Genomic DNA, 26,843 nt, shown 5'->3' with positions numbered 1-26,843 from the left:
TTAATTTATAAACTTGCATACAATAATTAAGATCTTAAAGAAATAATGGTAAAAAATATATTTACAGCCCAAAAGAAGGCTAATAAAGTTTTAACGCGGATAATAATCTTTTCTGTATTGGTTGTAATAAGTAATATGAGTTATAGTTGTTTTAAAAAAAATGACCCACCTCCAGTATACGCCGAAATACCAGATGCAAATTTTAAAGCTTATTTAAAGACAATAGCTCCATTGGCTTTTACTCCTGATGGTAAATTCATTTCAAATCATTCTTCTGTTGCTTCTTATGATGGAACAATAAGTGTTAGAAGAAGGAATATTACATCTTTATCGGGAATCGAATATTTTACATCTTTGAGTACATTGGATTGCTTTGATAATAAAATTGCAACTTTAAATCTGAGTAAAAATAAGGCTTTGACAAAAATTTATTGTACTCATAATAAATTAACGCAACTAGATTTAAGTAAGAATACAAATTTAACAGAATTAAATTGCAGTAATAATCAACTGAAAACTCTTGATCTAAGTAAAAACTATAATTTGACTGATCTTATTTGCTATAATAATTTAATCACAACTCTTAAGTTTGAGAATAATGAAGTTTTGAGGAACATTCACTGTGCCTATAATAAACTTGCTGTTTTAGATGTAACTAAAAATAAAGCATTAATTGAGCTTAATTGTATTAATAACTTACGTAATACTATTGTTATTATTAACCCTAATAAATTATCGAGACTTTATATAGATAGTTTCATCATATGTAATCATCCTAGTATTAAGATTTTCAAAGACCGAGGCGGTAATTTATTTGGTACTTTTTCTGAAATACTCCCTTCATTTACTTGCCAATAAAACTAAAAAATGATGAGTTAGTAGCATTTTTACTTTTTAATTTATTTGTAAATTTTGATTTTTTAGATATTTGTATCGGTTAAATTCTTTTTCTATTTGATCAATATGTTCACTCATAATATTAAATGCGTCAATATTATCATTTGGAAATTGAACAGACATAAAAGATCTAAAATCATCTCTAACGCCCTTTAGTGAAAGTATGTTCTCGAATTCAGTAAGAACTTTAATTTTGTTTTTTATAGTTTTTGCTTCTGAAATAGCATTTTTTATTCCATTTGCCCCATATATAGATGATAGCAAATTATAATAACTTAAAAGCTCTTGCCCTAATCTATATGGATGATCTGATGTTGATTTTGATTCGTCATATTTTTTGATTTGATCCTGAAGTCCAGCACCTAATGTATTATTAATTATTGTAAAACCTAATCCTAAGGACTCATAAATAATCTCGCTTAAAAAAACAGCTTGATAAAGTTTTAAAATAGGGAATATAACTCCTGCCATTGTGGCTCCTCTTTCCAGGAGATTAATTATATTTTGTGTATCTTCATTTTGATCTATTAACCATTTAAGGGCAAAGGCCGGTATAGGCATAATATCCCCATAGGGTAAATTTAGGCCATTAAATTCTTGGTTAATTATAGCAGGTGATACATAAATAACATCATCATAATTTAAAATGGCTCCATTAGTCCCTACGCTATTTGCATGGCGTTTATATTCTATTCTGTTCCAATATGGGTCATGTCGATATTGCACCGCTGATTTTACATTTATTGAAAATTCTTCTGTTATTTCAATACTATATTTACTTCCTAATCGAAAAGGACCTGTGCCTTTTTCTTTATTTTCGTTAAGGTCATAATAAGTAAAGTATCTCATTTCCCATGTTCCTTTTTCATAAAGACCAATAGGAAATAATAAATTTTCTTCAAAGCTATTTTTAAGTTCCGAAAGGTCTTTCGTCCAATAAAATGAACTAATTAATGCTTTTAGTAATATATCATAAAGTTTGCTAGGTAGTTTTTCTTTATAAATTTGCAGATTAGTTTTTCCTGATGAAGACTCTCTTGTAAACATGTAATGATATAAATTAACACCATCTTCTTTACTTATATTAGTAACAAGAAAAGCAAAAAGTTCATATTCATCAACTTTATTTGTTCCTTCAATACCGTCGATAATAATTGGCCAGTATAAGGAATAAACCATATAATCTAAGATTTTTTTTCTATCTTCAAAAGAAAGTTCATATTGATATATTCTAGGATCGTATAAACTCAGCCAATAAAAATTACCTAAAATAGCTTGATCTTTAGCCGTATTGAATCTTACTTTCCATTGAGACGATGATTCATTTAAAAAGCTGTTAAAAGCAGGAACACTAAATTCATCTACTATAATATTCATGGAGTAGCTACGTGTATCTCTTTTATCAACATCCATTGAAGCATCACTATACCATTCTGAATATTTTTGATGATTATAGTGCGAAGGAAAAACATATCTTTTATAATTTTGTCCGTCTTTTATATAGTCATTAATGATTGCAGGAGTCATCAATCCATTTGGATCGTCAATGAGCTCAAAATTTGAAGAATTAGAATTCGGTTTTTTATAAAAATAAAGTTGAAGTGTTTTTTGTTTTAAGTTGGAACTATAGCTTTTGGCATAATCAACTATAATGCTTTCAAATTTAAAACTATAGTTACCTGATAATTGGACATATTCATTTTCAATTTCTTTATCTTGATCAATATCAGCGTTAATATTAAAATAGATTGCTGATTTTCGTAGCGTAAAATATTTTATAAGTTCTAGCTGTCTTGCTATTTTCTTTGCATTCATATTATATCTGTTGTATTAATGATACTGCCTGTAATAGATTTTTCTTCATATTCAGTGTAGCTTGCGGTAGTTAAGAAATTATGGCTTATTCCATATACATAGATTGGAACGGAAGGCATCATGACAGATAGTTTTCCGTTGTTATTTTCAAAAACAACTCCAAGAGAATATTTGAGATAATTTGTATTCATTTCTAAACTAGAAGCTGAATTTTCAGTATTTTCTTTTAAATAGAAGTTAATGTTTGATGAATTATATGGTACAATTTCCCTTAAGATATTTAATTCTTCCTTGGTTAAACCTAAATTATAATAATCGAAATCTAGATCTTCTTTAAGATTTAAGGACAATATTTTAATATCTGTGTCCAAATCATTAATAATGTAATGTTTTAAGTTGTAATCTTTAGAACCATATAATGAAGAAAAGTAATTTGAATAATCCGTTAAACTAGAGTCAATATCTGCTTTTTTAGCAAATACTCCTTGTGCAAATACTTCTGTTTTATGTATAGAGAATTCATCCAAAGTTTCAATTTTCTTAGCAATAAATAATACTTTTTCTTTACTAAAAGTTTCTATGCTAGAGTCAGAATTTGCAACATCTTTTTTTCCCTCCTGAAAAACTACGAGACCATTTAATACAGATTCATTCATATAATTAGAGAACCCTTTATAATTGATTAAAGATTCTCTATTAAAAGAAGCTGTTAAGAAGTTTTGACTATTATTAAAAACAGGTACAATCGTTAAGTTTGGAAAAATATTATTGTATAAAGAATGTCTTTTTTTATCGCTCCAAATAGTATAGTTATTTGCAGAAGAAAAATCCAATTCTTTTCCAATATATGTAAATCTGATTAAGGAACTAATATTCTTTTTTTGTCCGCCTTCATTACTATTAGGGACTTTAAACGATATTGTTTTAGTAAAAGTTGAATCTAAACTATTATTTTCTAAATCTAAAAGATTTTCTTTAATTACAAAGTCTCTTTCGGATTCAGTACTAATAGAACCCGTTAAAATATATAACGAAATTTCTTCATAACTTAGAGAGGCAGTTAATGCTATAGATATGTCGTTATAATCATTTGAGTTTAACTGATTGTTGTCAAAAACTAAAATTGGCCAGTTTAAATTTCCATAATTTGTTTCAATTAAATTATCACATGTTCCTATTTTAATATTGCTATAATTTGTTTCTGATAATTTATAATTATTGTAAAAGTTATAAGAGCGATGTCTGTTGCTTTGAATGTATACATAAACTTTATTTTTATTAAAGAAATTAAAAAGTAAATCAGTATAAATTGCTGTTCCAGCTTTTGAAATAATTTCGTTTGAAGAAATAGTTGTTTCAACTTTGCCTTCATTAGCGAATAATCCATAAAAAGCTGCAATATCAATAAATTGAGTGCTTTGCTCACGTTGTAATTTTTTAATAAAATCTGTTGAACCATCTACTGTAATTTCTGCAAAAGGTTTACGGGCATATTCTAAATTGAAAGTAAATTCAGTATTGTCAAAATCATGTTTGTAATCGCCGTAATTTAGAACAACATCAATTCCGCATATGCCTTCAGCGAAATTTCCTAATGATTTTCCAATATCGATTAGAGGTAATTCGAAATCGTCTTTTTCATCAAAAGTATCGCCAGCGGCAACAAATTTTGATTCTTTGAAAAAGAAGTCAGAAAGAGGTATTAATAAAGTTCCATTAGTGGCATCATCCTCTTTTTCTTTCTCATAGCCAATAAATTTAGCTGTGAAAGGAGGAACAGGAATAGGTGTTGTTGTTTCTCCTTCTTTTTTTACACGATCTTTATGAAAAGCGTTGAAATCCTCGTTTATCTTATTAATAAAATCAGAAGTTGAACTGCTTTTAGCAATAATTAATGGCTCGGAATCAGTTGTGAAAAAATCGCTTTTCTGTAAACCTCTGTAAACAAAATATTTGATGTTCAGTCCAGGAAAAGGCTGGTTGTAAGGACGAAGAAATAGATTCACTTTATCAGGATTGCCAGTTTGAGGCTGAACCAAAACAACTCCTTTGCAGATCGAAAAGGCCTTTTTAGGTGCGTCTAAAGAAAATCTAGAAGTCAGGTTAAAAACAGTTTCAGATTGAGGTCCAAAGCCCTGAGCTGACAACTGTGCGGGAAAACCTCCCGACTCTATAAAAAAATGGGATTTTGCGGACATATTTTAAGTATTAGTAATAAAAGTTTTATTTAAACCATTCAGATTTATAGATTTTGGAGATGAATCTTCCAAGTAAAAAGAGGAGGATGAGAAGCAGTAATCTTCCTAACCATATTTGTACTTTTTGCCAAAAAGTGAGATAGTTGGTAAATTGGGTAATTGTGATTGTTTTTTCTTGAACATCTTTAACCTGTTTCGATTTCCAATGTGCATAGAGTTCTTGTTCTTTGAGGTTGCAGTCTACTTGAAGTTTATTGTTATCAAGTCGAACCTTTGGGCTTTTTAATGTACGCCCTGGCTCGGCCTGAATAACATTTTTAAGAATTACTTTTCCATTAAGGCATTCTAATAATGCATTGTAGGAGCTGCTGTCTTTTGCGATTTTAAAGATGGTATCGTGTAAAGTTTCTGTAATGGTTATAGTCTGAATCTTGTTTTCATTTTGCACTGGTTTTGGACTTCGGCACGAAATCATGATCAGGATAATGAAAGGTGAAAAAACAAGATATTTTAGTTTTTTTGTCATAATTAAAATTGGTTTTTAAGTTTTGGTTTTAGAGGCGTAAAAAGCCTTTAACTGTTTTTATGTCACGTTTTCTTCTGGCTACTTTATAGCCTTCGCGTCCGCCAGAATCATTGGTGTTTCCTTCGATGGTATAAATCGTATTTCCGGCAATCTTTTCGACAAATCCAGCGTGACCTGTGCCGTTATTAAAGTCTAGAATGAAAACATCTCCAGGCTGAGGTGTCTTTTTTACCAAAAGCGGTCTTGAGTTGTATTGATCCAAAACGCCCCCAGTTTTCTTTAAAGGGTTCTTAGCGTTCATTTGGGCGGCGGCGTTCTGTGTGCACCAATAAATAAAAGCCATGCACCAGGCGTATCCTTTACCAAGTCCGACACTTCGTAGATAAATTTCGACTTCAGGGCCTGAATTGCTGTTTCTTGGTATTTCTTCGACACCAATCTGTGCCGTTGCGATTTCGATCGTTTTTTGAGCTAGTGTCATGAGCTTTTTCCGTTTAATTGTTTAAAATTTTGTAGTTCGTCAACCAATTGTTGGTTGATTAGCATGAGTTCTTTATGCTGTATTTCCATTTTTTTTATGGTTTCTGTCGCAGCGGTAAGTCGTGCGGTAATGTCGTCTAGAAGATCACGGTAATATTTTACAGCGCTTACGGCATTGTCGAGTTCGGCCGCGCGGTCTTCTGCCAATGATTTTCGCATAGAGAAAAACCAAGTAATAAAAGCGGCAAAAAATGCGGTTAGAGTGGGGTATAAAAACTGCTCCATTGAATGTGTTTAAAGTTGAAATGTTGGGTTTAAAAATTGTTTTTTGAAAGACAACTTGAGAGTTGTTTTAGAAAGGAATTTTATCTGGATTTTTTTCCAGTTTCGGGGTTCATTTATTTCCTTTTTCGATTGCAAAGATTGGGTGAAAAAAGCCCTAAAAAAAATGAATGCAAGGTCTGCGAACATTTGTATTCTAGGGCTTTACAGAGTTGTAAGGAAAGCGAACAGAAGTCGGTTTAGATGATGTAAATGTTACATCTTTGCATCACAAAAAGGATGTTTTTGAAGATAAAAAAAGAATGATTTTTTCTTTTATATGTATTAAAAAGACCTTTCCTGATTGCTCATAAGTTCTTCGATTTTTTTTAGTTCAGAAGTGATAGGTGTACATAGAATTTCATACAAAGTAGTTCTCGAAATCGGGTAAACCGGATATACGTATTTACGCCACACAACAGTGGTCGGAATATCTTCCGTTTTGTGTTTTTGATATAGTTCTTTAATGAGTTTGTAACGCATTAATTTATTTTTTTGAATTCCGAGACTTCTGTTTGAAGATATAGGCATGAGAGATAATATTTTGAATGATAGAAAAAAGAAAAGTTTTAAGAAGAACGAAGTTTTAAAAGAGTTACTAATAAGTTGGATTTTTACAATGACATGATATTTAAGACAGCCAAACCATTTGATCATTTTTTAATGAATGGTTTTACTTCCCGATGCCATTTTTATATTGTACCTCGTTCTGAGGTTGTATTTGTTAAAGGTTTTATTTAACAATTTAGGTCAGCAAACCCCGCATGACAATCCTGTTTCCAAAACCTTTTAGGTCTGGATTCCAATAGAAAGAATGAGTTTTGGCTGTTTATTATAAGGGCAGAAATCGCCCGTTTATCGGTTCCTGATTCTCTTCATATAGAAGAAGAAACAGGAACCATTTTTATTTAGCTGCTTTTTCGGTTGCAGTTTGGAGGTCGTTTTAGCCTTTGTAAGTGGCTGTTGTGTGTTTTTTGAATCTCGGATTTTTGATTACAGTACTTTCGTACTGATTAAAAGCCAGACGCTCTTTGTGAGATAAGTCATTGTTGCAGTTCCAGTTTCCGAGACCGTCTTTAAAGATGGTATGTTCGTTTACTTTGTAGCTTTCATGATCTGTAATTGGCTTTATTTTTACGCTCATTTAAATATTGTTTAAAAGTTGTTTTTAATTTGAAATAAAACCATTCTCTAAATAAAAGAATAGGCTTTAAATTGGTCAGAATTAACAAAATAGTTAATAATAGCGAAAGATAAACGTCGAGATTAAGCTGCATGATTTTGTTCGTTTTGCTGGTTAAAGAAATCAAAAGCATATCCTTGTAAAAAATCTACAGAAGACATGGATAACGGAATATTGGTTCTTACACCATTTTCGTCAATTCGGCAAGCTTCAATAAACCAGCTCGAACGGACAGGTTTAAAAGCCGAAGCAATAATCTCTACACCATCTGTAAATTCTTCATTATTAAACTCCTTTGTCAGTTTTTGAAGTTCTAAAACTCTAGAACCTTTTAGATTTCCTTTGGCATCTTTTTTTAAGAGATTGAAAACAATTTTGACTAACGAAGCAGTTTCTTTACTAGTAGAAAGAGACGAAATATAATTCTGTACTTTTTCGATTCCAATAGTTACTGTGTCGTCCCAACCTTCATTAATGCGGTATCCTATCGTGATTTCTTCTTTGTCATTAGAAAAAGTGTGTGACATTTGTTTCTCTTTAAAACCATAAACTTGATTTTTTAAATCCAGAATAGTTTCAAACAGCCTGAAAGTTTCAGTTTTGGCATTTTGCATCATTTCAGAAGTTTCCTGTAATCTCGAAAGTGCTTTTGGAATTGTCTCCGCAACAAGTTTTTTATAAGCATCTCTTTCTTCGTTTTTCTTGTTTTCAACTCGTTGAAGCGCTTCTTTTAATTGTTGAGCAGAAAATTGAGTTAAATCCATAACAGGTTTAAAATGATTTGCAGTTGTAGTGTTCATAATAATTGGCTTTTAGTAAATTAATATTTCTTCTTTAAATGGATCTGCGTAATAAGGTTTGAAATTGTGGTATAAAGCAAGTTTCGAAACCTCTTTTATTTTATTTTCAATATTTGGCGAAACAGGACGTGGAGAAGCAGTTTCGTCTTCCAAAATGTGCATGAGTTGAAAGCGTTCCTGATTGATGCAGATTCTCTCGCCAGCTGTAAAAGTTTTGGTTCTTTCTGAACAATACTGAAGTGTCAGATATAATAATGCAATACGTTCTTCGATTTGTGTTTTATTCATGATTTTTCTTTAATTGATTTTTTAATTTATTAATGTCAGATTCTATTAAATTCCTCTCGGAACTGTTGGGATTTTCGATTAGCCAATTTTCCAGTTCCCGAATTTTTTCCTTGATTTGATTTGCTTCCATATTTTATAGTTTTTAAGTAGGGATTACTAGTTTTTTTATTTTAATGATTAATATTACATTTTAATCGTAGTTTTATTCCTATTAGTCGTAGTGACTAGTTTTTTGCTTTTTTTACTACTTAATAAGTGTGTAACTTTTTGTTATTCAATGATTTGTTGTTGTATTGTGATTTGTTGTTCAAAAGCTTGATTCTTAAAATTGTTAAAATTTCTGTTGTTTTTAAAATTTATTTTTCTTTACTTTGCAAATATAATGTAAAATAATACATTAAAACAAATTTTTAACGTAAAAAAATACGTCTTTTTATGGGGTCAACTGAAAGAATGCGCGAATACCTTGATTATAAAGGGATAAGTAAATATAAGTTCTGTAATGATTTAGGCTTTTCTAATAAGTTTTTAGATAATAGCAGTAATATGGGAACAGATAAGGCATGTAAAATTTTACACTACTATCCAGAAATAAATTCTGAATGGCTTTTAACAGGAAATGGACCTATGATTAAAGAGGACAATACGAGTGTCATGATCATGAAAAATGATAGAAAAACGGCCGATACAATTCATGTAAATCAAGAGATTCCACTGTATGATTTAGAAGCTGTTGCTGGATTAAGAGAGCTTTTTAATAGTGGTGAACCGCAAAGAGTTTTGGATACCATAAAAATTCCAAATCTGCCAAAATGTGATGGAGCAATTTCGGTTACAGGAGATAGTATGTATCCATTATTGAAATCAGGAGATATTGTTTTGTACAAAGAAACTGAATTCGAGAATATCTTTTTTGGAGAAATGTATCTTTTGAGCGTAAAATTGAATGATTGGGAGGAATATATTACGGTAAAATATGTCCAGAAATCTGATCAAGGTTCGGAATATGTAAAATTGGTAAGCCAGAATTCGCATCATCAGTCAAAAGATATCCATATTTCAAAAATATCAGCATTGGCACTTATAAAAGCCAGTATCAGGATTAATACAATGATGTAAACTGTTTTAGTTTTTAAAATAAAAAAAAAGGGTCTTTAAATTTGATATTTAGAGGCTTTTTTTGGTTTTTTTTTGAATTGTTTTCTCTGTAAGCGAGATTAAAAATCTTTAAAAACTCCATCAAAATTCAGCTAAAAGCGCATAAAAACCATAAAATTTACATTAAAAGTCAGAATGACAATAACTAGGTAAAATATAGTATTTACTGAATTTTTCATTTTATTTTGGCATTAAAAAAGAGATTTATTGAAAAAAAATTTTACTAAAACGTTTTTGTAAGCTTCAGTTGCATATATTTGCGATGTACTTAAATATTCAACAATAAATTTTTTGCTAGATGAAAAAGATTACAATTAGAGATATTGCTAAACAAGCAGAAGTTTCTATTTCTACTGTGTCTTTTGTAATCAATGGAAAAGGCGAAAAAATGGCTATTAGTCCAACGGTAATCAAAAAGGTTCAAGATGTAGCACAAAAACTGCAATATAAGCCGAGTATGATTGCAAGCAGTTTGCGAACAGGAAAAACAAGATCAATCGGACTTATTGTAGAAGATATTTCCAATCAGTTTTTTGCAGATTTGGCTAGAGTTATAGAAGACGAAGCAAAAAATATAGATTACAGAGTTTTTTATTGCAGTACAGGCGATGATAATAATCGTTCAGAAGAATTGGTGCAAAGTCTTTTGCAGGCAAATGTTGAAGGTTTTATAATTACACCAACTCGAAATTTAGAGAAAACAATTGGTCAGCTTTTAAAACTTCAAAAGCCAGTGGTTTTAATCGATAGATATTTCGCCAATCAAAAAGTAAGTCACGTTCTAATGGACAATTATGAAGGATCTTACTCGGCTACTAAATTTTTAATTGGCAAAGGAAAAAAGAATATTGCCGTTGTGAATAATGAGTCTGGAATGGTTCAGATGAAGTTAAGAGAAAAAGGATATGTAGATGCATTAAAAGAAGAAGGAATCTATAACGAAAATTATACACTTCATTTAGATTATCATATAAGTGAACAAAATAGAATCGATGCTATTATAAACTTTTTCAAAAAAAATAAAGAAATAGATGCGGTTCTTTTTTCGGCCAACTATCTTGGACTTGCAGGACTTCAAGCTTTCAGGGCCCTGAAATATAAAATTCCTGAAGACGTTTCTGTTATAAGCTTTGATGATCATGACAGCTTCAAATTGCATACGCCTACAATCTCAGTCATTGCGCAGCCCATTGAAGAAATTGCTGTCAAATCGATACAGCTGTTAATGAGTCAGATGACAAACTTTGAAGATTTCAAAATTGAAAAAGTTCTCAAGAGAGGAACTTTAATTATCAGGGAATCTGTTTAAAAATTGAATTAAAAAGTTGAGGCTTTTTTTTAGCCATTTCACTAAAACGATTTAGTAAGAATAAAAATACAGTAGTAATTCAAAAAGCTACTTACCGAGATATTGCAAACAGAGTACAATTTTTTATTAATTATTTAAAAACAAACAACAGATCAAATCAACAAAACAAAATCAAAACCAATAACCAAAAAAACGCTTATGAGACGAATATTAGCAGTGTTAGGAGTGATATTGCTTAGCAGTTTGAGTGCTGCCGCGCAAAATCGATTAATAACCGGAATAATTACAGATGCAGAAAACAAGGGAATTGTCGGTGCATCAATCGAAGTTCAGGGAAAACCATTTAGTTCTATTACAGACGCTGAAGGTCGATTTAGAATGAATGTTCCTGAAGGTAAAGTTACCCTTAAAGTATCTTCTATAGGGTTTCAGTCACAATCAGTGGCAGTTCAAGAAAAAGATACAAGAGTTGCAGTTACGTTAGTTGAAACTACGCAGGAATTAAAAGATGTTGTTGTAACTTCATTTGGAGTTAAAAAACAAAAGAAAAGTTTAGGTTACGCAGTTGGAGAACTAAAAGGCGAGGATCTGACAAAAAATAAAGAAATTAACTTAGGAAACGCTCTTCAAGGCAAAATTGCTGGGGTAAACGTTTCGGCGCCAGTTACAGGGCCTTCAGGTTCTAGCCGTGTGGTAATTCGTGGAGCAACTTCTGCATCAGGATTAAATCAGCCGTTGTATGTTGTTGACGGAATTCCGATTGACAATACGCAACAGGGAAATGCCGGAATGTGGGGTGGTGCTGATAAAGGAGACGGTATGTCGTCTTTTAACCCAGACGATATCGCCTCTATGTCAGTTCTTAAAGGTAGTGCTGCTTCTGCTCTTTATGGGTACAGAGGATCAAATGGTGTTATCTTAATTACAACTAAAAAAGGTAAAAACGGAACAGGAATTGGAGTAGATTTCAATACAAATTCTTCTTTTAATACGCCTGCAAGCCTTTTAAAATGGCAGGATCAATATGGTGCCGGAGCTCCAAATGCTAGCGGTGTGCCAACCAGATTTACCAATTTACAGGAACTTAGAGATTCATATTATTTTTCTTGGGGAGATAAATACGACGGAACACCATCTTTATCTCTTGATGGTAAGACAAGACCTTATCAGCCTTACGGAAAAAATAATGTTGAGAATTTCTACAGAACTGGATATTCTTTCAGCAATACTTTAGCAATTTCTGGAGGAAATGAATCAACAAATTTCAGATTGTCTTTCGGAAATACTAAAGACGAATCTATTATGCCAGAAACTACTTTCGGAAGAAACAACGTGGCTTTGAGCTTAAACTCGGCTCCAAATAAAAGAATTAGCATTGAGAGTAACGCTCAGTACATTTCAGAGAAAAGCCATAACCGTCCATACTTAAATGACTCGCCAAGAAACCCGTCTTTCCCGACTACTTTCATGACTACAGGTTCAGATATCAGATGGTTAAGCAATCCTTATGATGCTAACGGAGGAGAAGAAGACTTTTTGGGAGCAAACGTATATCACACAAATCCTTATTTTGCGACAAAATCTCCTTTAAATGATGACCTTAGAAAGCGTTTTATCGGTTCGGCAAAAGTAAACTATAACATTACAGACAAAATTTATGCTAAAGCTGTTATTGGTATTGATGATGTTAATTATGAATATACTGAAATTGAGCCTACTGGAATAAATTATAACCCAGGCGGATCTATCGAAAACAGAATCGAAACTCGTTCTGAAGTAAATGCTTCTGGTTTCTTAGGCTACAAAGGAGATATTGCTAAAGATTTTTCATTGGACGCTTTTATTGGAGCAAACCGTCAGCATAACAGATACAGCGGAATCAAAATGAAAGGAAACAACTTTATTGTTCCGTTCAAATATTTCTACGGAAATACACAACCTGATAAAACTGAAAAATTATTCTCAGAAAGCGAAGTAAATTCTCTTTTCTATTCTGCAGATATTGGATACAAAGATTTTTTATTCTTGAGTTTAACAGGTCGTGAAGACTGGTTCTCAACATTAGATCCTGCAAACAACAGTACTTTCTATCCTTCTGTAAGTTCAAGTTTCATTTATTCTGAAGTTATCGGTCTTCCTGAGTGGATGTCATATGGTAAGGTTAGAGTAGGTTGGGGTAACGTTGGAGGAGCATTGCCAGAAGCTTATGCTTTAGCATTGACTTACACTACTCCAGACGGACAGACAGATTCGTTAGGGCAGCCAATTTTGGGTGTAAATGGAGAAACAATTCCAAACAGAACTTTGAAGCCTTATAATGTAAGTACAATTGAGTTTGGTTTCGAAAATACATTCTTCAATAACAGAGTAAGTACAGATTTGACTTTCTACAGCAAAAAAACTACAAATGATATTACAGATGCTGACGTTTCTCAAGCTTCAGGATATAGAACTACAAAAATCAACGTTGGAGAAATCCTAAACAAAGGGGTGGAGTTTGCGGTTAATGTGAAAGCAGTTAAAACACCAAGTTTTTCTTGGAACGTAGGTTACAATTTTGCTTATAACCATAGTGAAGTGTTGAATCTTTCTGATAAAATTACGACGAAAACATTAGAAGGAAATAGAGATGGAAGAGCTAATGTAGTTTTAGAAAAAGGACAGCCTTTTGGAGTGATCAAAGCTTATGATTATTTAAGAGATGCTAATGGAAATATAGTGCTTGGTACGGACGGAAAATTTTTAAGAGGAAATTTAATCATTGCAGGACAAGGTGTTGCGCCAACATCAATGGGACTTTCAAATGATTTCTCTTATAAAAACTTTACACTTTCTGTTTTTGTTGATGCTAAATTTGGAGGAGAAATTTATTCGGCTACAAATCAGTTAGGAACACGTTACGGATTATCTGAAATTACACTTCCAGGTCGTGAAGGCGGTGTTCAAGTAAGCGGGACAGACGTTAACGGAAATCCAGTTAATACAAACGTTTCGGCTTACAATTACTGGAGAAGTTACAGTGATGTAACCTCAAACTTTGTCTACGACGCTGATTTTGTTAAGCTTAGAGCAATCTCATTTGCTTATAATTTCCCAAAAGCATACTTGCAAAAAACACCATTCCAGTCTGTTAGTTTAGCATTTTCTGCTCATAATTTATGGACTATTTATGACAAAGTTCCAAACATCGATCCTGAGTCAAATTACTCAAACAGTAATGCTCAAGGTATGGAGAGAGCTTCTATGCCATTGACAAGAAACTATGGTTTTTCGCTTAATGTCAAATTCTAATTCTTAAAAAAGATGAAAAATAGATATATCAAAATATTTTGTGTCGCAATTGTTGGTGCTTTGACATTAGCTTCATGCGATAAAGGATTCGAAGAAATGAATAAGAATCCAAATGCTTTAACAGATCCAGCTGTAAAATCAATGTTTACGCTTGCTGAGATTTATGTAGACGGGCAAGATTTTTCTAATACAAGAGGAAACAACTTATACGCAGCGCAAATCGTGCAGCAGTTTTCTTCACTTGGAGGTCCAGGTTCAAAATACACGTATTCTTCTGAATATTCAGCAGCACTTTTTGGTGAAACATACGGAAAAGGATTAAATCAGATTTTCCAGTTATTATCTGTAGTAGAGAATACACCAGAGAATTCAAATATGATTCAAGCTTGTAGAATCATGAAAGTTTTCTTGTTCCAAAAATTAACGGATACTTATGGTGAAGTTCCTTATTTTGAAGCTGGAAAAGGATACAACGGAAACGTGTTTTCTCCAAAATATGATACGCAAGAAGCCATCTACAATGATCTTCTAAAAGAATTGGACGAAGCTGGAACTGCACTTGATGCAGGAAAACCATTTGTTGGAAACGCCGATTTGTATTACCAAAGTGATGTTACAAGATGGAAGAAATTGGCAAACTCTTTAATGCTAAGAGTAGCAATGCGTTTGTCTAAAGTAAATCCTGCAAAAGCAAAAGAATTTGTAGAAAAAGCATATGCAAAAGGAGTTTTTACTTCAAATGATGACAGTTTGGTTTTAAAACATGATGCAGGTCCTGCAGGAGTTAAAACCAATCCGATTACGTCTTCATGGGTTAGAAACGATTTGAATGGAGGAGAATCTAACATTAAATTCAGTAAAACGTTTATCGATATGTTGAAAAACACAAACGATCCTCGTTTAAGAATTTATGCAAAACTTGAAGCTACAGGAGACAACAACCCAGCAAGTCAGCAAGGTTTGGCAAATGATGCAAAAGAATTTCCTGGAGGAGACAAAAAAAAGTTCTCAGACCCAAATACATCTACAGTATTGCGTTTAGATGCACCAACATTAATTATGTCTTATGCTGAGGTTCAGTTTTTATTGGCAGAAGCTGCAGTAAAAGGATGGAACGTTGGCGGATCGGCTCAAACGTATTATGAAAATGGAGTAAGAGCGGCTATGAATATTTTAACGATTTTTGGAGATAAAGTGCCTGCGGTTACCCCAGCAGAATACAACACTTATATTACAACGTATCCATTTAAATCTGCAGGAACAGAAGCGCAAAAAATCGAACAGATTATCACTCAAAAATGGATTGTATTGTTATTCAACGGTTTTGAAGCATTCTCAGAATACAGAAGAACAGGTTATCCAGTTTTAGTTCCTGTTAATGATCCAACTGGAGAAACACAAGGAACAATTCCGAGAAGATTAATTTATGATCAGTCAGAACTTATCACAAATGAGGCTAATTATAAAGCAGCAATTCAACGTCAAGGTTTAGATTTAATGACCACAAGAATCTGGTGGGATAAATAATTTTTAAATTGGTTGGTTAGTTAAGATAAGTCGGGTACTGAGCATACCCGGCTTATTTTTAAAATCAGTTAATTGATGGTCTGAAAAGCAAATATTTGAAAAGTTATTTTACAGATTCAAATACCCTTTTTTTCGCATAAAACAAATTTTGGTTCTGCTGAAAAAGATGGATTTTATTTTCTGTATTTTAAAAATTTCAAAAATACTATACTTAAAGTTTATTTCAATTATTTGAGTTTAAAAACAATCCATACCAAAATCAAATAAAGTATAAGGCAGTGGTAAAGAAGATATTTCTAGTTGTATTTTAGAGTTACTGACAAAGAATAAATTCTCAAGAGAAGGAATGGTGCGGTCAGTTCTTTCCTTCTCTAAAACTGCCCAATTACTTACCTTTTTTAGTAATTTTAGAAGGTATTAATATAGTACTCCGTAAAATGAATTATCAAAAAAAACTTCATTGGCTAATATGTCTACTTGTGGCAACTTTTACGTCAACAGCTTTTGCACAAAGTGTTGATTTAAAAAATAATTGGACCTATCGTGAAGAAAAAACACAAAAATGGTATTCGGCTACTGTACCAGGAGAAATTCATACCGATTTGTTAAATAGCAAATTAATACCAGATCCATTTTACAGAGATAACGAGAAAAAACTGCAATGGATTGAACGCAAAAACTGGGAATATAAAACTGCTTTTCAGGTTTCGGCTAATATGCTGAAAAAGAAAAATACAGAATTGGTTTTTGACGGATTAGATACTTATGCATCAGTTTATGTAAACAATAAGCTGGTTTTAAAAGCCGATAATATGTTCCGTCAATGGCGAGTTGACGTTAAAAAAGTTTTGAAATCAGGAAATAACGATTTGCGAATCGTATTTCAATCAGCACAAAATGTAGTCGATTCATTGGCAAAAAAAGATTATCCATTTGTAATTCCAGACAATCCTCGCGCTTATGTACGTAAAGCGCAATACCATTTTGGATGGGATTGGGGACCAAAATTCACCACTTGCGGAATTTGGAAAACGCCAAGATTTGAAGCTTATGATGAAAAAGAACCTGAGAAACCTTATGTTTTAAATCGAAAAATTGAATTAATACAAGATAAAGACAGTCTTGGGCGCTCTTTTTATTTTAAAATTGACGGAAAACCGGTTTACATGAAAGGTGCAAATTATATTCCATCAGATGCTTTTCTTTCGAGAGTAACCAAAAAAGAATACGAGAAAATAGTTTTATCTGCCAAAGAAGCCAATATGAATATGCTTCGCGTTTGGGGCGGAGGCATTTATGAAGACGATTATTTCTACGATTTATGCGATAAATACGGTATAAATGTCTGGCAGGATTTTATGTTCGCTGGTACAATGGTTCCGGGAGACGATGCTTTTTTTGATAATGTTAAAAAAGAAGTCCAGTATCAGGTAAAGAGATTGCGTCATCATTCAAGCATTGTTTTATGGTGTGGAAATAATGAATCTGACGAAGCTTTTAAAAATTGGGGCTGGATGAAAAGTTTCAAAATTTCAAAACAAGATTCAATCCGTTTGTGGAAAGATTACACGCGTTTATTTCACGATAGTATTCCAAAATGGGTAAAAGAAGTCGATGGCAAACGTCCGTATCTGAGCTCTTCACCATTATACCATTGGTCAAAAGCAAAAAGCGTAACCGAAGGAGATAGCCATTATTGGGGAATTTGGTGGGGATTAGAAGATATTGAAGCCGTTCAGAAAAAGACAGGACGTTTTGTGAGCGAATACGGAATGCTGTCTTTACCAAATTATAATTCAATTGAAAGTTTCACTTCGCCAGAAGATCGACAATTATATTCAGATATACTAAAAGTACATTTAAAAGCAGGCAAAGGTTTTGAAAAATTAGATTACTATCTCGCCAAATATTTTATCGATGAATCTAAAATAAAAAAGATGAATTTGGAAGATTATGCCTATTTGAGCCAGTGTCTGCATTATTATTCCATAAAAAATATTGTCGGCACACATCGTGCTAAAGCGCCTTATAATATGGGGACTTTAGTTTGGCAGTTAAATGACTGTTGGCCCGTAGCTAGTTGGAGCATTACAGATTACAATAATCGACAGCCAAAAGCTGCTTGGTATGCCATAAAAGAAGCATACAGAGACGACATAAAACCAGAAATTGATTTTACGCATCCGAAAGATTTGCCATTAGAAGACCCAAAAATCAGTTGGGAAATAAAAGGTAATCAAGTAATTGTAAAAGCTCAGAAAACGGCAAAATATGTTTGCATTTCGATGAAAGGCTATAGCGGAAAATGGAGTGATAATTATTTTGATCTAAAAGCGGGAGAAGAAAAAACAATTTCGTTTGAAGGGAAAATAGCGAAGCCAGAGATTAAGATTTATTCCTTGTATGAGGTTTTGGAAAGGCACTAAGGTTCTAAGGTGCTGAGGTTCTAAGTTGCAAAGGGACAAAGGTTTTTCGTAGAGACGCACTTTAGTGCGTCTAACACACAGAATAAAAAATTAAAATATATGAGAATAGCATTTAGCGGTTTTTTGGCTTTAGGTTTACTTTTTGCCAATCCAGCAATTTCACAGCAAAAAAAGGGAAAACAAATAGATGTAAATTACATGCAATATGTAGATCCGCTTATTGGTTCGGCGGGACACGGCCACGTATTTGTGGGCGCGAATGTTCCTTTTGGGGCCGTACAGTTGGGACCGGTAAATATTTTTGAAGGCTGGGACTGGTGTAGCGGTTACAATTATGCCAGCAATACTATTTTAGGATTTACGCACACTCATTTGAGCGGAACAGGAATTGGAGATTTGAATGATATTCTTGTACTTCCTGTCAGCGGAAAAGTAGGTTTGACCAAAGGAACAAAAGAAGATATGGTAAACGGTTACGGTTCCTATTTCTCTCATAAAAATGAAGTTGTAAAACCTGGATATTACAGCGTTTTATTGGATAAATATAAAATCAAAGCTGAATTAACGGCCAGCGAAAGAGTTGGTTTTCATAAATATACTTTTGAAAACACCAATGATTCACACATTTTGATTGATCTTGCAGACGGAATCGGTTGGGACAGACCGGTAAAAACTTTCATTAAAAAAGTAAGCGAAAACAAAATTGAAGGTTATCGCTATTCTGCAGGCTGGGCAGCAGATCAGCGCATTTATTTTGCAATGGAATTCTCTGAACCAATCGCAAATATGATGGTTTATGACAGTACAACCGTAGTTAAAGGAACAGAAGGAGAAGGCTTAAAAATAAAAGCTGTTTTAGATTTTAAAACTTTAAAAAATAAACAAATTCTAGTAAAAGTCGGAATTTCGCCAGTTAGCACAGAAAATGCATCCGCCAATATAAAAGCAGAAATTCCGAATTGGGATTTTAATGCAGTTGTGAAATTAGCAAATTCAAAATGGAACAAGGAACTAAATAAAGTTCAAATAAAAGCAGACGACAAAACAATGAAGGTTTTCTATACTTCATTGTATCACACGATGTTTGCACCTTCCATTTTTAATGATGCTAACGGAGATTATTTAGGAACAGATAAAAAGGTTTACGAAAAAGCCAATTTTACCAATTACACGACTTTTTCACTTTGGGATACCTACCGCGGACTGCATCCATTATACACCATTACGCAGCCAGAAAAAATCAATGATATTGTAAAATCGTTTTTAGCTATTTACGAACAACAAGGCAGATTACCAGTTTGGCATTTAATGGGTAACGAAACCAATACAATGAATGGGAATCATTCTATTGCCGTTATTGTCGATGCATATTTAAAAGGATATCGAGATTATGATACCAATTTAGCATACGAAGCGATAAAAAAAACGGCAATGCAAACCCGCGACGGAATGGATTATGTTCAGAAACTAGAATATATCCCAGCTGATAAATTATTAGAATCTGTTGGAAATGCTTTAGAATATGCAATCGATGATTACTGTATCGCTTTAATGGCAAAAGCTTTAAACAAAACAGAAGATTATAATTACTTTACCAAAAGAGCCAATTTATACAAACAGTATTTTGATAAAGAAACCACTTTTATGCGCGGTAAATTGACAAATGGAAATTGGAGAACGCCATTTAATCCGCTTTCTTCAGCGCATCGTAAAGACGATTATGTTGAAGGAAATGCTTGGCAATACACTTGGCTGGTTCCGCAAGATCCGTACGGTTTGATCGATTTATTTGGAAGCGAAGATAAATTTATCGCAAAACTGGATTCGCTGTTCTTACTGACTGACAAAGTAGAAGGAGAAGATGTTTCGCCAGACATCAGCGGTTTAATAGGCCAGTACGCTCATGGAAATGAGCCAAATCATCATATTCCATATTTGTATGCGTATGTTGGACAGCCTTGGAAAACAGCAAAATTAATTCGAGAAATCGACGAGAAATTCTATTCAACAAAACCTGACGGATTGTGCGGTAATGAAGATTTAGGACAAATGTCGGCTTGGTACGTTTTATCTTCTATGGGATTCTATTCGGTTAATCCAGCAAACGGAATTTATGTTTTAGGAAGTCCATTGGTAAACAATGCTGTGATTCATTATAAAAAAGGAATTTCATTTACTATAAATGCCATTAATAACAGTGCTTCAAATATTTATATTCAAAAAGCAGAATATAACGGAAAACCCTATGCAAAATCATACATCACACAAGAAATGATTGTAAAAGGCGGAGAACTAAAATTGTATATGGGAAGTAAGCCATCAGCGACGTTTGGAGTGAAAAAAGAAGATAGACCTCAATAATTTAAGATTTAAGAGTTCTGATTTTAGATTTCCTAACAGGTTTTTAAAACCTGTTAGGTATAATTTAAAGTTTAAGATTTATGGTCACTTTGTCAAAGTTTTAAACTTTGACAAAGTTTAGACAGTTAGAGATTCGAATTTTATAAAAAAAAATAAATACCTAACAGGTTTTAAAAACCTGTTAGGATAGCAACATAGAGTATGAAAATAAAAAGTTTAATTTTTTTAGGAATAGTACAGTCCTGTCTTTTTCTAAATGCACAGGTAAAAGCCTTAGATCCTGTAGAATATGTAAACCCATTAATGGGAACGCAATCTTTGCATAATCTTTCAGACGGAAATACGTATCCCGCAATCTGCAGACCATGGGGAATGAATTTCTGGACGCCGCAAACAGGTAAAATGGGAGACGGATGGGCGTACACTTACACCGCAGAAAAAATTAAAGGATTTAAACAAACACATCAACCATCGCCTTGGATGAACGATTACGGACAGTTTTCGATTATGCCGGTTACAGGTAAATTGGCTTTCGCCGAAGATGAAAGAGCAAGCTGGTTCAGCCATAAAGCTGAGGTTTCAAAACCCTATTATTACAGCGTTTATCTTGCTGATCATGATGTGACAACCGAAATTACAACAACAGAAAGGGCAGCTCATTTTCAGATTACATTTCCTGAAAATGATAAATCTTCTATCGTAATCGACGCATTCGATAAAGGTTCTTACATCAAAATAATTCCTTCAGAAAATAAAATAATAGGTTATACAACGCGCAACAGTGGCGGAGTTCCTGAAAATTTCAAGAACTATTTTGTGCTAATTTTTGATAAACCATTCGCAGTAAATTCAACTTGGATTGATAAAGTTCTGACGGCTGATAAATTAGAAGCAAATGGAAATCATGTAGGAGCTGTTGTTGGATTTAAAACCAAAAAAGGAGAAAAAGTAAATGTTAGAGTAGCATCTTCTTTTATAAGTCAGGAGCAAGCTGAATTAAATCTGAAAACCGAATTAGGCACATCAACTTTTGAAGAAACCGTTTCACAATCTAAAGCAGAATGGAATAAAGTTTTAGGAAAAATTGCCGTTGAAGACACTAATACAGATCAGCTAAAGACCTTTTATTCCTGTTTATACCGTACAGTTTGTTTTCCTCAAAAACAATATGAAATTGATAAAGATGGAAAAGTTGTGCACTATAGTCCGTACAATGGGAAGATTCTTCCGGGATATATGTACGCAGGAACAGGATTTTGGGATACTTTCCGAGCCTTATATCCTTTGCTAAATTTGGTTTATCCGTCTATTAATAAAGAAATGCAGGAAGGATTGATAAATGATTATAAAGAAGGCGGATTTCTACCAGAATGGTCAAGTCCAGGTTTTAGAAATGTAATGGTCGGAAATAATTCGGCTTCTGTAGTTTCAGATGCCTATGCAAAGGGATTACGCGGATATGACATCAATATTTTATACGAAGCTTTATTGCATGGTGCGAACAACGAAGGTCCGATGGATGCTGTTGGAAGAAAAGGAGTTCAGTATTATAATACTTTAGGATATGTTCCGTATGATGTGAAAATCAACGAAAATGCAGCGCGAACACTAGAATATGCTTACGATGATTTTGCGATTTGGAAATTGGCAAAAGCATTAAATCGTCCGAAAAAAGAAATCAGTCTATATGAAAAACGAATGCTGAATTACAAAAAGCTTTACAATCCAGAAATACGATTGATGAGCGGACGAAATAAAGACGGCAGTTTTCCAGCCAATTTTAATCCGTTTAAATGGGGAGATGCTTTTACTGAAGGAAATAGCTGGCATTACAGCTGGAGCGTTTTTCACGACATTCAAGGTTTAATTGATTTAATGGGCGGAGAAAAGAATTTCACAGCAAAATTAGATGCCGTATTCACAATGCCTCCGGTTTTTGATGACAGTTATTATGGAACCGTTATTCATGAAATCCGTGAAATGCAGATTATGAATATGGGACAATATGCTCATGGAAATCAGCCGATTCAACACATGATTTATTTGTATAATTATGCAGGTGAGCCTTGGAAAACGCAATATTGGTCAAGAGAAGTGATGAACCGTTTGTACAAACCAACTCCAGATGGTTATTGCGGAGACGAAGATAACGGACAAACTTCTGCATGGTATATTTTTTCAGCAATGGGATTTTATCCAGTTTGTCCAGCGACAGACGAATATGTTTTGGGAGCGCCTTTGTTTAAGAAAACAACTTTACAGTTAGAAAACGGAAAACAGCTTATTATCGATGCACCGAATAATTCAGAAACAAACAAATATGTAAACGAATTGAAATGGGATAATGCTTCTCATTCTAAAAATTACATCAACCATTTTGATGTATTAAAAGGAGGTGAACTAAATTTCGATATGACAAGTTCTCCAAATTTTAAAAGAGGCACAACAAAAGAAGCATACCCATATTCTTATTCAACTTCAAAATAAAATATATGCAGTCACGTAGAAAATTTATAAAAAACGCAGGTATTTTTTCGGCAGGATTATTGGCACTTCAAACGGAAGCTTTCGGATTTAAATCAGATGCTTTTCCGTTTCCGCTAAAAGATTTTGTTTCTAAAAGACCTCCTTTTGCGGAAAGAAAATTTACTAGTAAAGCAATTGAAGCGGCTATTGTACGCATTAAAAAACAAATTGCCAATCCAGAATTGGCATGGATATTCGAAAATTGTTTTCCAAATACACTAGATACAACAGTAGATTTTGAAATTATTGACGGAAAACCAGATACGTATGTAATTACAGGAGACATTGATGCCATGTGGCTTAGAGACAGTACAGCACAGATTTGGCCGTATATTCCGTTTGTAAAAGAAGATCCAAAACTGGCAGAATTGGTAAAAGGTGTTATTAATCGTCAAGCGAAATGTATTCTGCTAGACCCGTATGCAAATGCTTTTTATAAAGATTTTACAAAGGAAAGTGAATGGAAACACGACCTTACCAAAATGCAGCCCGGAATTCATGAAAGAAAATGGGAAATTGACAGTTTGTGTTATCCCGTTCGATTAGCGCACGGATATTGGAAAGAAACAGGAGATATCAGTTTATTTGATGCCAAATGGAAAGAAGCCATGCTTTTAATCCTGCAGACTTTTAAAGAACAGCAGCGAATGGATGGCAAGGGCGGCCCTTATAGTTTTCAACGTCAGACGGCTTGGGCGACAGATGGTGTTCCTTTAGGCGGTTATGGCTATCCAGTAAAGCCTTGCGGATTAATCGTTTCGACTTTCCGACCAAGCGATGATTCTACTTTATTCGGTTATCTGATTCCGAGTAATATGTTCGCTATTGAAATATTAGGCTATCTGATCGAGATTTTTTCTCTTCCAGCTTTAAAAGATAATGATTTGGTTGCTAAAGCCACAAAATTAAGAGATGAGGTTCAAAAGGGATTAGAAGATCACGGAATTATCAATCATCCTAAATTCGGAAAAATTATAGCTTTTGAAGTAAACGGATACGGAAGTTTTCACATGATGGACGATGCCAATGTACCGTCTCTGTTATCATTGCCATATTTAGGCGCGATTGCTCCAAACGATCCGCTATATCTTAACACCAGAAAAGTAGTGCTGTCAGAGAATAATCCATTTTTCTATAAAGGAAAAGCGGGAGAAGGTATCGGAGGTCCGCATACGGGAGTTGATACTATTTGGCCTATGAGTATTGTTTTGAGAGCCATTACAAGTGTAGACGAAAAAGAAATAAAAGCCTGTATAAGCAATTTAATTAAAACCAATGCCGATACAGGATTTATGCACGAATCGTTCCATAAAGACGATGTGAATAAATTTACCCGCAAATGGTTTGCTTGGGCAAATACACTATTTGGTGAAATGATCGTACACACCAGTATGCATTATCCGCAAATTTTAAAAGATAAAAATATCTAGTACTAATCTTGAGGATGAGATTGCCTCGTTCCTCGCAATGACTTAAAAATGAATACATCACACGCCATTGGGCTAGATATAGGAGGAACACATATTACAGCTGCGGTTATTAATAAAACAGAAATGAAAGTTCTTGACTTTTCGCTCTGTAAAGAATCTTTCGATTCGAATTTACCAGCAGATCAGGTTATGAATATTTGGAAAAAAGTGATCTGCACTTCAATTGAAAATTCTAAGATTAAAGATATTACAGGAATAGCGATTTGCATGCCTGGACCATTTGATTATAAAAACGGCATCTGCTGGATTAAAGATCAGTCTAAATACGAACATTTTTACGGATTGAACATTAGAGAATTGCTTTTAGAAACTCTCGGTTTTCCATTAGATTTTCCGGTTCTTTTTGAAAATGACGCTGTTTGTTTTGGAAAAGGAGAGGTTTTTAAACAGCAAGAAAACCTTTCTAAAAAAGTAATGGCCGTAACATTAGGAACAGGTTTAGGAGCTTGCTTTATTGATAAAGGAACTTCAATCAGTTCAGGAAATTCTGTTCCAGCTGATGGAGAAATTTACAATCTGCCTTATAAAGATGGAATAGCTGAAGATTATGTTTCTGCTAGAGGCCTTTTATCACATTACAAATCTCTAAATGGTAGAGATCTTAGCACTGGCTTAGAACTTTATAATTTAGCAAAAAACGGAGATCAGTTAGCAATTCATGTATTTGAAAGAATGGGAGAGTACTTAGCAGAAGTTGTTATTCCGTGGATAAAAAACTTTACAACAGATCATATTATTATCGGTGGAAAAATAGCGAATGCGAGCGATTTGTTTTTGTCCTCATTCAATAAAACAATTCAAGAATCTGATTTAAAAGTTGAGGTTTCCATTTCAAATGATAATGAAATTGCTGCCTTATTAGGAGCGGTCAGTTTTCTTTGTGATTAAAAGTAAAAACGGATGAGAATTATGCTCATCCGTTTTTATTTTAGTGGTATTTCAGTTCTTTGCCTAGAGTCATTAAAAACCCTGTTCATTTGAGCAGGGTTTTCTTTTGTATAAGAGACTCCTAATTATAAAACGTAAGTAGAGGCTCCTCTATTTGGCCATGCAGTATTTGCATTTGGCAAAAACGATGCATCAACATGAATAGGAGGTCTTTTTGTATTTCCTGTAAAATCTTGGATATTAACTAAAGTATTTGCGCCATTCTTTATGCTTAAATCAGTAAGAGTAGTAATAGAAAATGCCCAGATTGATTTTATTTTCGGATTAGAGTTGAAATTTAATGTTACCCACTTATTAGATGATACATTCATTTGCTCGATATTCACATAAGGTGCAAAATTGAATGAAGTAAGTTGATTTCCTTGAATAAACAATTGTGTAATACCAATGTTATTGTTTAGATTCAAAGTTGCAAGCTGATTGCTATAACACCATACACCAAACAAAGAAGGCGAATTAGGAAGAACTAAGCTAGTTAATTGATTAAGCTGACACCAAACTTGCTGTAAATTAGTATTCGCAGCTAAATTTAAAGTTGTCAATTGGTTCTGCTGACATTCAAGCCATTGTAAATTTGCTAATCCCGAAACATTTAAAGTTGTTAAATTGTTTCCTGAAACTATTAACTGCTTTAAACCTGTAAATCCATTTATTCCAGTTAAATCATTAATGCCTAAACCTGAAAGGTATAAACCTCCTCTTGTAGTATCTACTTCCATATACTGATCTGATGGATTAGCATCTTGTGCAGCTCCTAAATTAAATAGCGCTGTTCTTAAAATTGGATCAGGAATGTACGTACTAACAAAAGCTGCAGTTTTTGCGGTACTGCTTGATAAAGGAGACTCTTTTAATGACTCTATTGAAGCCATAAAGTCTGGGTGTTTTGCATTCAGATAATCTTGCGGAGTAGGGTTAGGATTAAAAGTTTCTCCTTTTACTGTTGCGATTGTAGAGTTTGAGATTTCCGAGCTGTCATCAGTCGAACAAGCCACAAAGTTTAGCGCTAACGCAATTAATAGTAATTTTTTCATGTATTTGGAAATTTTATTAAGTTATTTCCCAAAAGTATAAATAAAAAGTTATTGTTTAGTAAAAAATATAGGAATTTACATAAAAATAATAATTATCCATTAAAAAGTTAAAAGTATAAATAAACTTACATTTTTTCTGGTTAATTTTCCTCAATTCTTGGAAAAAATAGAAAGATGAACTATCGGGTAACTATTATTTGGTAAAATATGTGTTTTTGAGAAGTCTGTAAAAAGAAAAACCCTTAACAAAGTTAAGGGTTTTAAT

Annotated in this window: 21 protein-coding genes; 10 read left to right on the top strand and 11 right to left on the bottom strand. The window is 33.3% G+C overall.

Going from position 1 to position 26,843, the window contains the following annotated elements; all coding sequences use genetic code 11:
• Positions 1–45: 45 nt before the first annotated feature.
• Positions 46–858, top strand: coding sequence for a leucine-rich repeat domain-containing protein (locus tag DMB71_RS01690; protein WP_111363117.1), 813 nt, complete (start codon positions 46–48; stop codon positions 856–858).
• 36 nt (positions 859–894) lie between these two features.
• Here DMB71_RS01690 and DMB71_RS01685 read toward each other — a convergent pair whose 3' ends face one another.
• From DMB71_RS01685 to DMB71_RS21925, 10 genes are all read right to left on the bottom strand, one after another.
• The gene (locus DMB71_RS01685) at positions 895–2,712 is read right to left on the bottom strand and encodes a hypothetical protein (RefSeq protein ID WP_111363115.1); all 1,818 of its coding nucleotides are present in this window, start codon (positions 2,710–2,712) and stop codon (positions 895–897) included.
• Positions 2,709–4,910: a hypothetical protein gene (locus DMB71_RS01680; RefSeq protein WP_111363114.1), complete on the bottom strand. Its 2,202-nt coding sequence runs from the start codon at positions 4,908–4,910 to the stop codon at positions 2,709–2,711. The genes DMB71_RS01685 and DMB71_RS01680 overlap by 4 nt, the downstream gene beginning before the upstream one ends.
• 25 nt (positions 4,911–4,935) lie before the next feature.
• Positions 4,936–5,436, bottom strand: a complete 501-nt coding sequence (locus DMB71_RS01675) for a hypothetical protein (protein ID WP_111363112.1) — start codon at positions 5,434–5,436, stop codon at positions 4,936–4,938.
• Between the two features lie 28 nt (positions 5,437–5,464).
• On the bottom strand, positions 5,465–5,917 hold the full coding sequence (locus DMB71_RS01670) for a CHAP domain-containing protein (RefSeq protein WP_111363111.1): 453 nt from the start codon (positions 5,915–5,917) through the stop codon (positions 5,465–5,467).
• Positions 5,914–6,201 carry a methyl-accepting chemotaxis protein gene (locus tag DMB71_RS01665; protein WP_111363109.1) on the bottom strand — a complete coding sequence of 96 codons (288 nt, stop codon included), beginning with the start codon at positions 6,199–6,201 and terminating at the stop codon, positions 5,914–5,916. The genes DMB71_RS01670 and DMB71_RS01665 overlap by 4 nt, the downstream gene beginning before the upstream one ends.
• 321 nt (positions 6,202–6,522) lie before the next feature.
• Positions 6,523–6,768 carry a hypothetical protein gene (locus DMB71_RS01660; RefSeq protein ID WP_111363107.1) on the bottom strand — a complete coding sequence of 82 codons (246 nt, stop codon included), beginning with the start codon at positions 6,766–6,768 and terminating at the stop codon, positions 6,523–6,525.
• A gap of 412 nt (positions 6,769–7,180) precedes the next feature.
• On the bottom strand, positions 7,181–7,381 hold the full coding sequence (locus DMB71_RS01655; protein WP_111363106.1) for a hypothetical protein: 201 nt from the start codon (positions 7,379–7,381) through the stop codon (positions 7,181–7,183).
• A gap of 122 nt (positions 7,382–7,503) precedes the next feature.
• Positions 7,504–8,220, bottom strand: coding sequence for a DUF3164 family protein (locus DMB71_RS01650; RefSeq protein ID WP_111363104.1), 717 nt, complete (start codon positions 8,218–8,220; stop codon positions 7,504–7,506).
• 12 nt (positions 8,221–8,232) lie between these two features.
• The gene (locus DMB71_RS01645) at positions 8,233–8,508 is read right to left on the bottom strand and encodes a hypothetical protein (protein WP_111363103.1); all 276 of its coding nucleotides are present in this window, start codon (positions 8,506–8,508) and stop codon (positions 8,233–8,235) included.
• Complete coding sequence (locus DMB71_RS21925; RefSeq protein WP_162614756.1) at positions 8,501–8,638, bottom strand: hypothetical protein; 138 nt, start codon at positions 8,636–8,638, stop codon at positions 8,501–8,503. Before DMB71_RS21925 ends, DMB71_RS01645 begins: the two co-directional genes overlap by 8 nt.
• A 305-nt stretch (positions 8,639–8,943) precedes the next feature.
• On the opposite strand from DMB71_RS21925, the gene DMB71_RS01640 reads away from it, so the two are divergent.
• The 9 genes from DMB71_RS01640 (at position 8,944) to DMB71_RS01600 (ending at position 25,484) form a co-directional block, all read left to right on the top strand.
• The gene (locus DMB71_RS01640; protein ID WP_239452903.1) at positions 8,944–9,627 is read left to right on the top strand and encodes a S24 family peptidase; all 684 of its coding nucleotides are present in this window, start codon (positions 8,944–8,946) and stop codon (positions 9,625–9,627) included.
• A gap of 337 nt (positions 9,628–9,964) precedes the next feature.
• Positions 9,965–10,975: a LacI family DNA-binding transcriptional regulator gene (locus DMB71_RS01635; RefSeq protein WP_111363101.1), complete on the top strand. Its 1,011-nt coding sequence runs from the start codon at positions 9,965–9,967 to the stop codon at positions 10,973–10,975.
• A gap of 198 nt (positions 10,976–11,173) precedes the next feature.
• A complete protein-coding gene (locus DMB71_RS01630) occupies positions 11,174–14,266 on the top strand; it encodes a SusC/RagA family TonB-linked outer membrane protein (RefSeq protein ID WP_111363100.1) in 3,093 nt (1,030 codons plus the stop codon).
• 12 nt (positions 14,267–14,278) lie between these two features.
• Positions 14,279–15,793 (top strand): SusD/RagB family nutrient-binding outer membrane lipoprotein, encoded by a 1,515-nt coding sequence (locus DMB71_RS01625; protein ID WP_111363098.1) that lies wholly within the window; start codon positions 14,279–14,281, stop codon positions 15,791–15,793.
• 479 nt (positions 15,794–16,272) lie between these two features.
• Positions 16,273–18,219 (top strand): beta-mannosidase, encoded by a 1,947-nt coding sequence (locus tag DMB71_RS01620; protein WP_239452902.1) that lies wholly within the window; start codon positions 16,273–16,275, stop codon positions 18,217–18,219.
• 99 nt (positions 18,220–18,318) lie between these two features.
• Positions 18,319–20,580, top strand: a complete 2,262-nt coding sequence (locus tag DMB71_RS01615; protein ID WP_111363094.1) for a GH92 family glycosyl hydrolase — start codon at positions 18,319–18,321, stop codon at positions 20,578–20,580.
• 201 nt (positions 20,581–20,781) lie between these two features.
• Positions 20,782–23,067: a GH92 family glycosyl hydrolase gene (locus DMB71_RS01610; RefSeq protein WP_111363093.1), complete on the top strand. Its 2,286-nt coding sequence runs from the start codon at positions 20,782–20,784 to the stop codon at positions 23,065–23,067.
• 5 nt (positions 23,068–23,072) lie between these two features.
• Positions 23,073–24,536, top strand: coding sequence for a glycoside hydrolase family 125 protein (locus tag DMB71_RS01605; protein WP_111363091.1), 1,464 nt, complete (start codon positions 23,073–23,075; stop codon positions 24,534–24,536).
• Positions 24,537–24,584: 48 nt separating this feature from the next.
• Complete coding sequence (locus DMB71_RS01600; RefSeq protein ID WP_111363089.1) at positions 24,585–25,484, top strand: ROK family protein; 900 nt, start codon at positions 24,585–24,587, stop codon at positions 25,482–25,484.
• A gap of 125 nt (positions 25,485–25,609) precedes the next feature.
• On the opposite strand, the gene DMB71_RS01595 is transcribed toward DMB71_RS01600, so the two are convergent.
• Positions 25,610–26,578: a hypothetical protein gene (locus tag DMB71_RS01595; protein ID WP_111363088.1), complete on the bottom strand. Its 969-nt coding sequence runs from the start codon at positions 26,576–26,578 to the stop codon at positions 25,610–25,612.
• Positions 26,579–26,843: the final 265 nt, after the last annotated feature.

Origin of the sequence: Flavobacterium tistrianum (assembly GCF_003254545.1) — a bacterium.
Classification (GTDB): domain Bacteria; phylum Bacteroidota; class Bacteroidia; order Flavobacteriales; family Flavobacteriaceae; genus Flavobacterium; species Flavobacterium tistrianum.
This window is presented reverse-complemented; position numbering and strand designations above follow the sequence as displayed.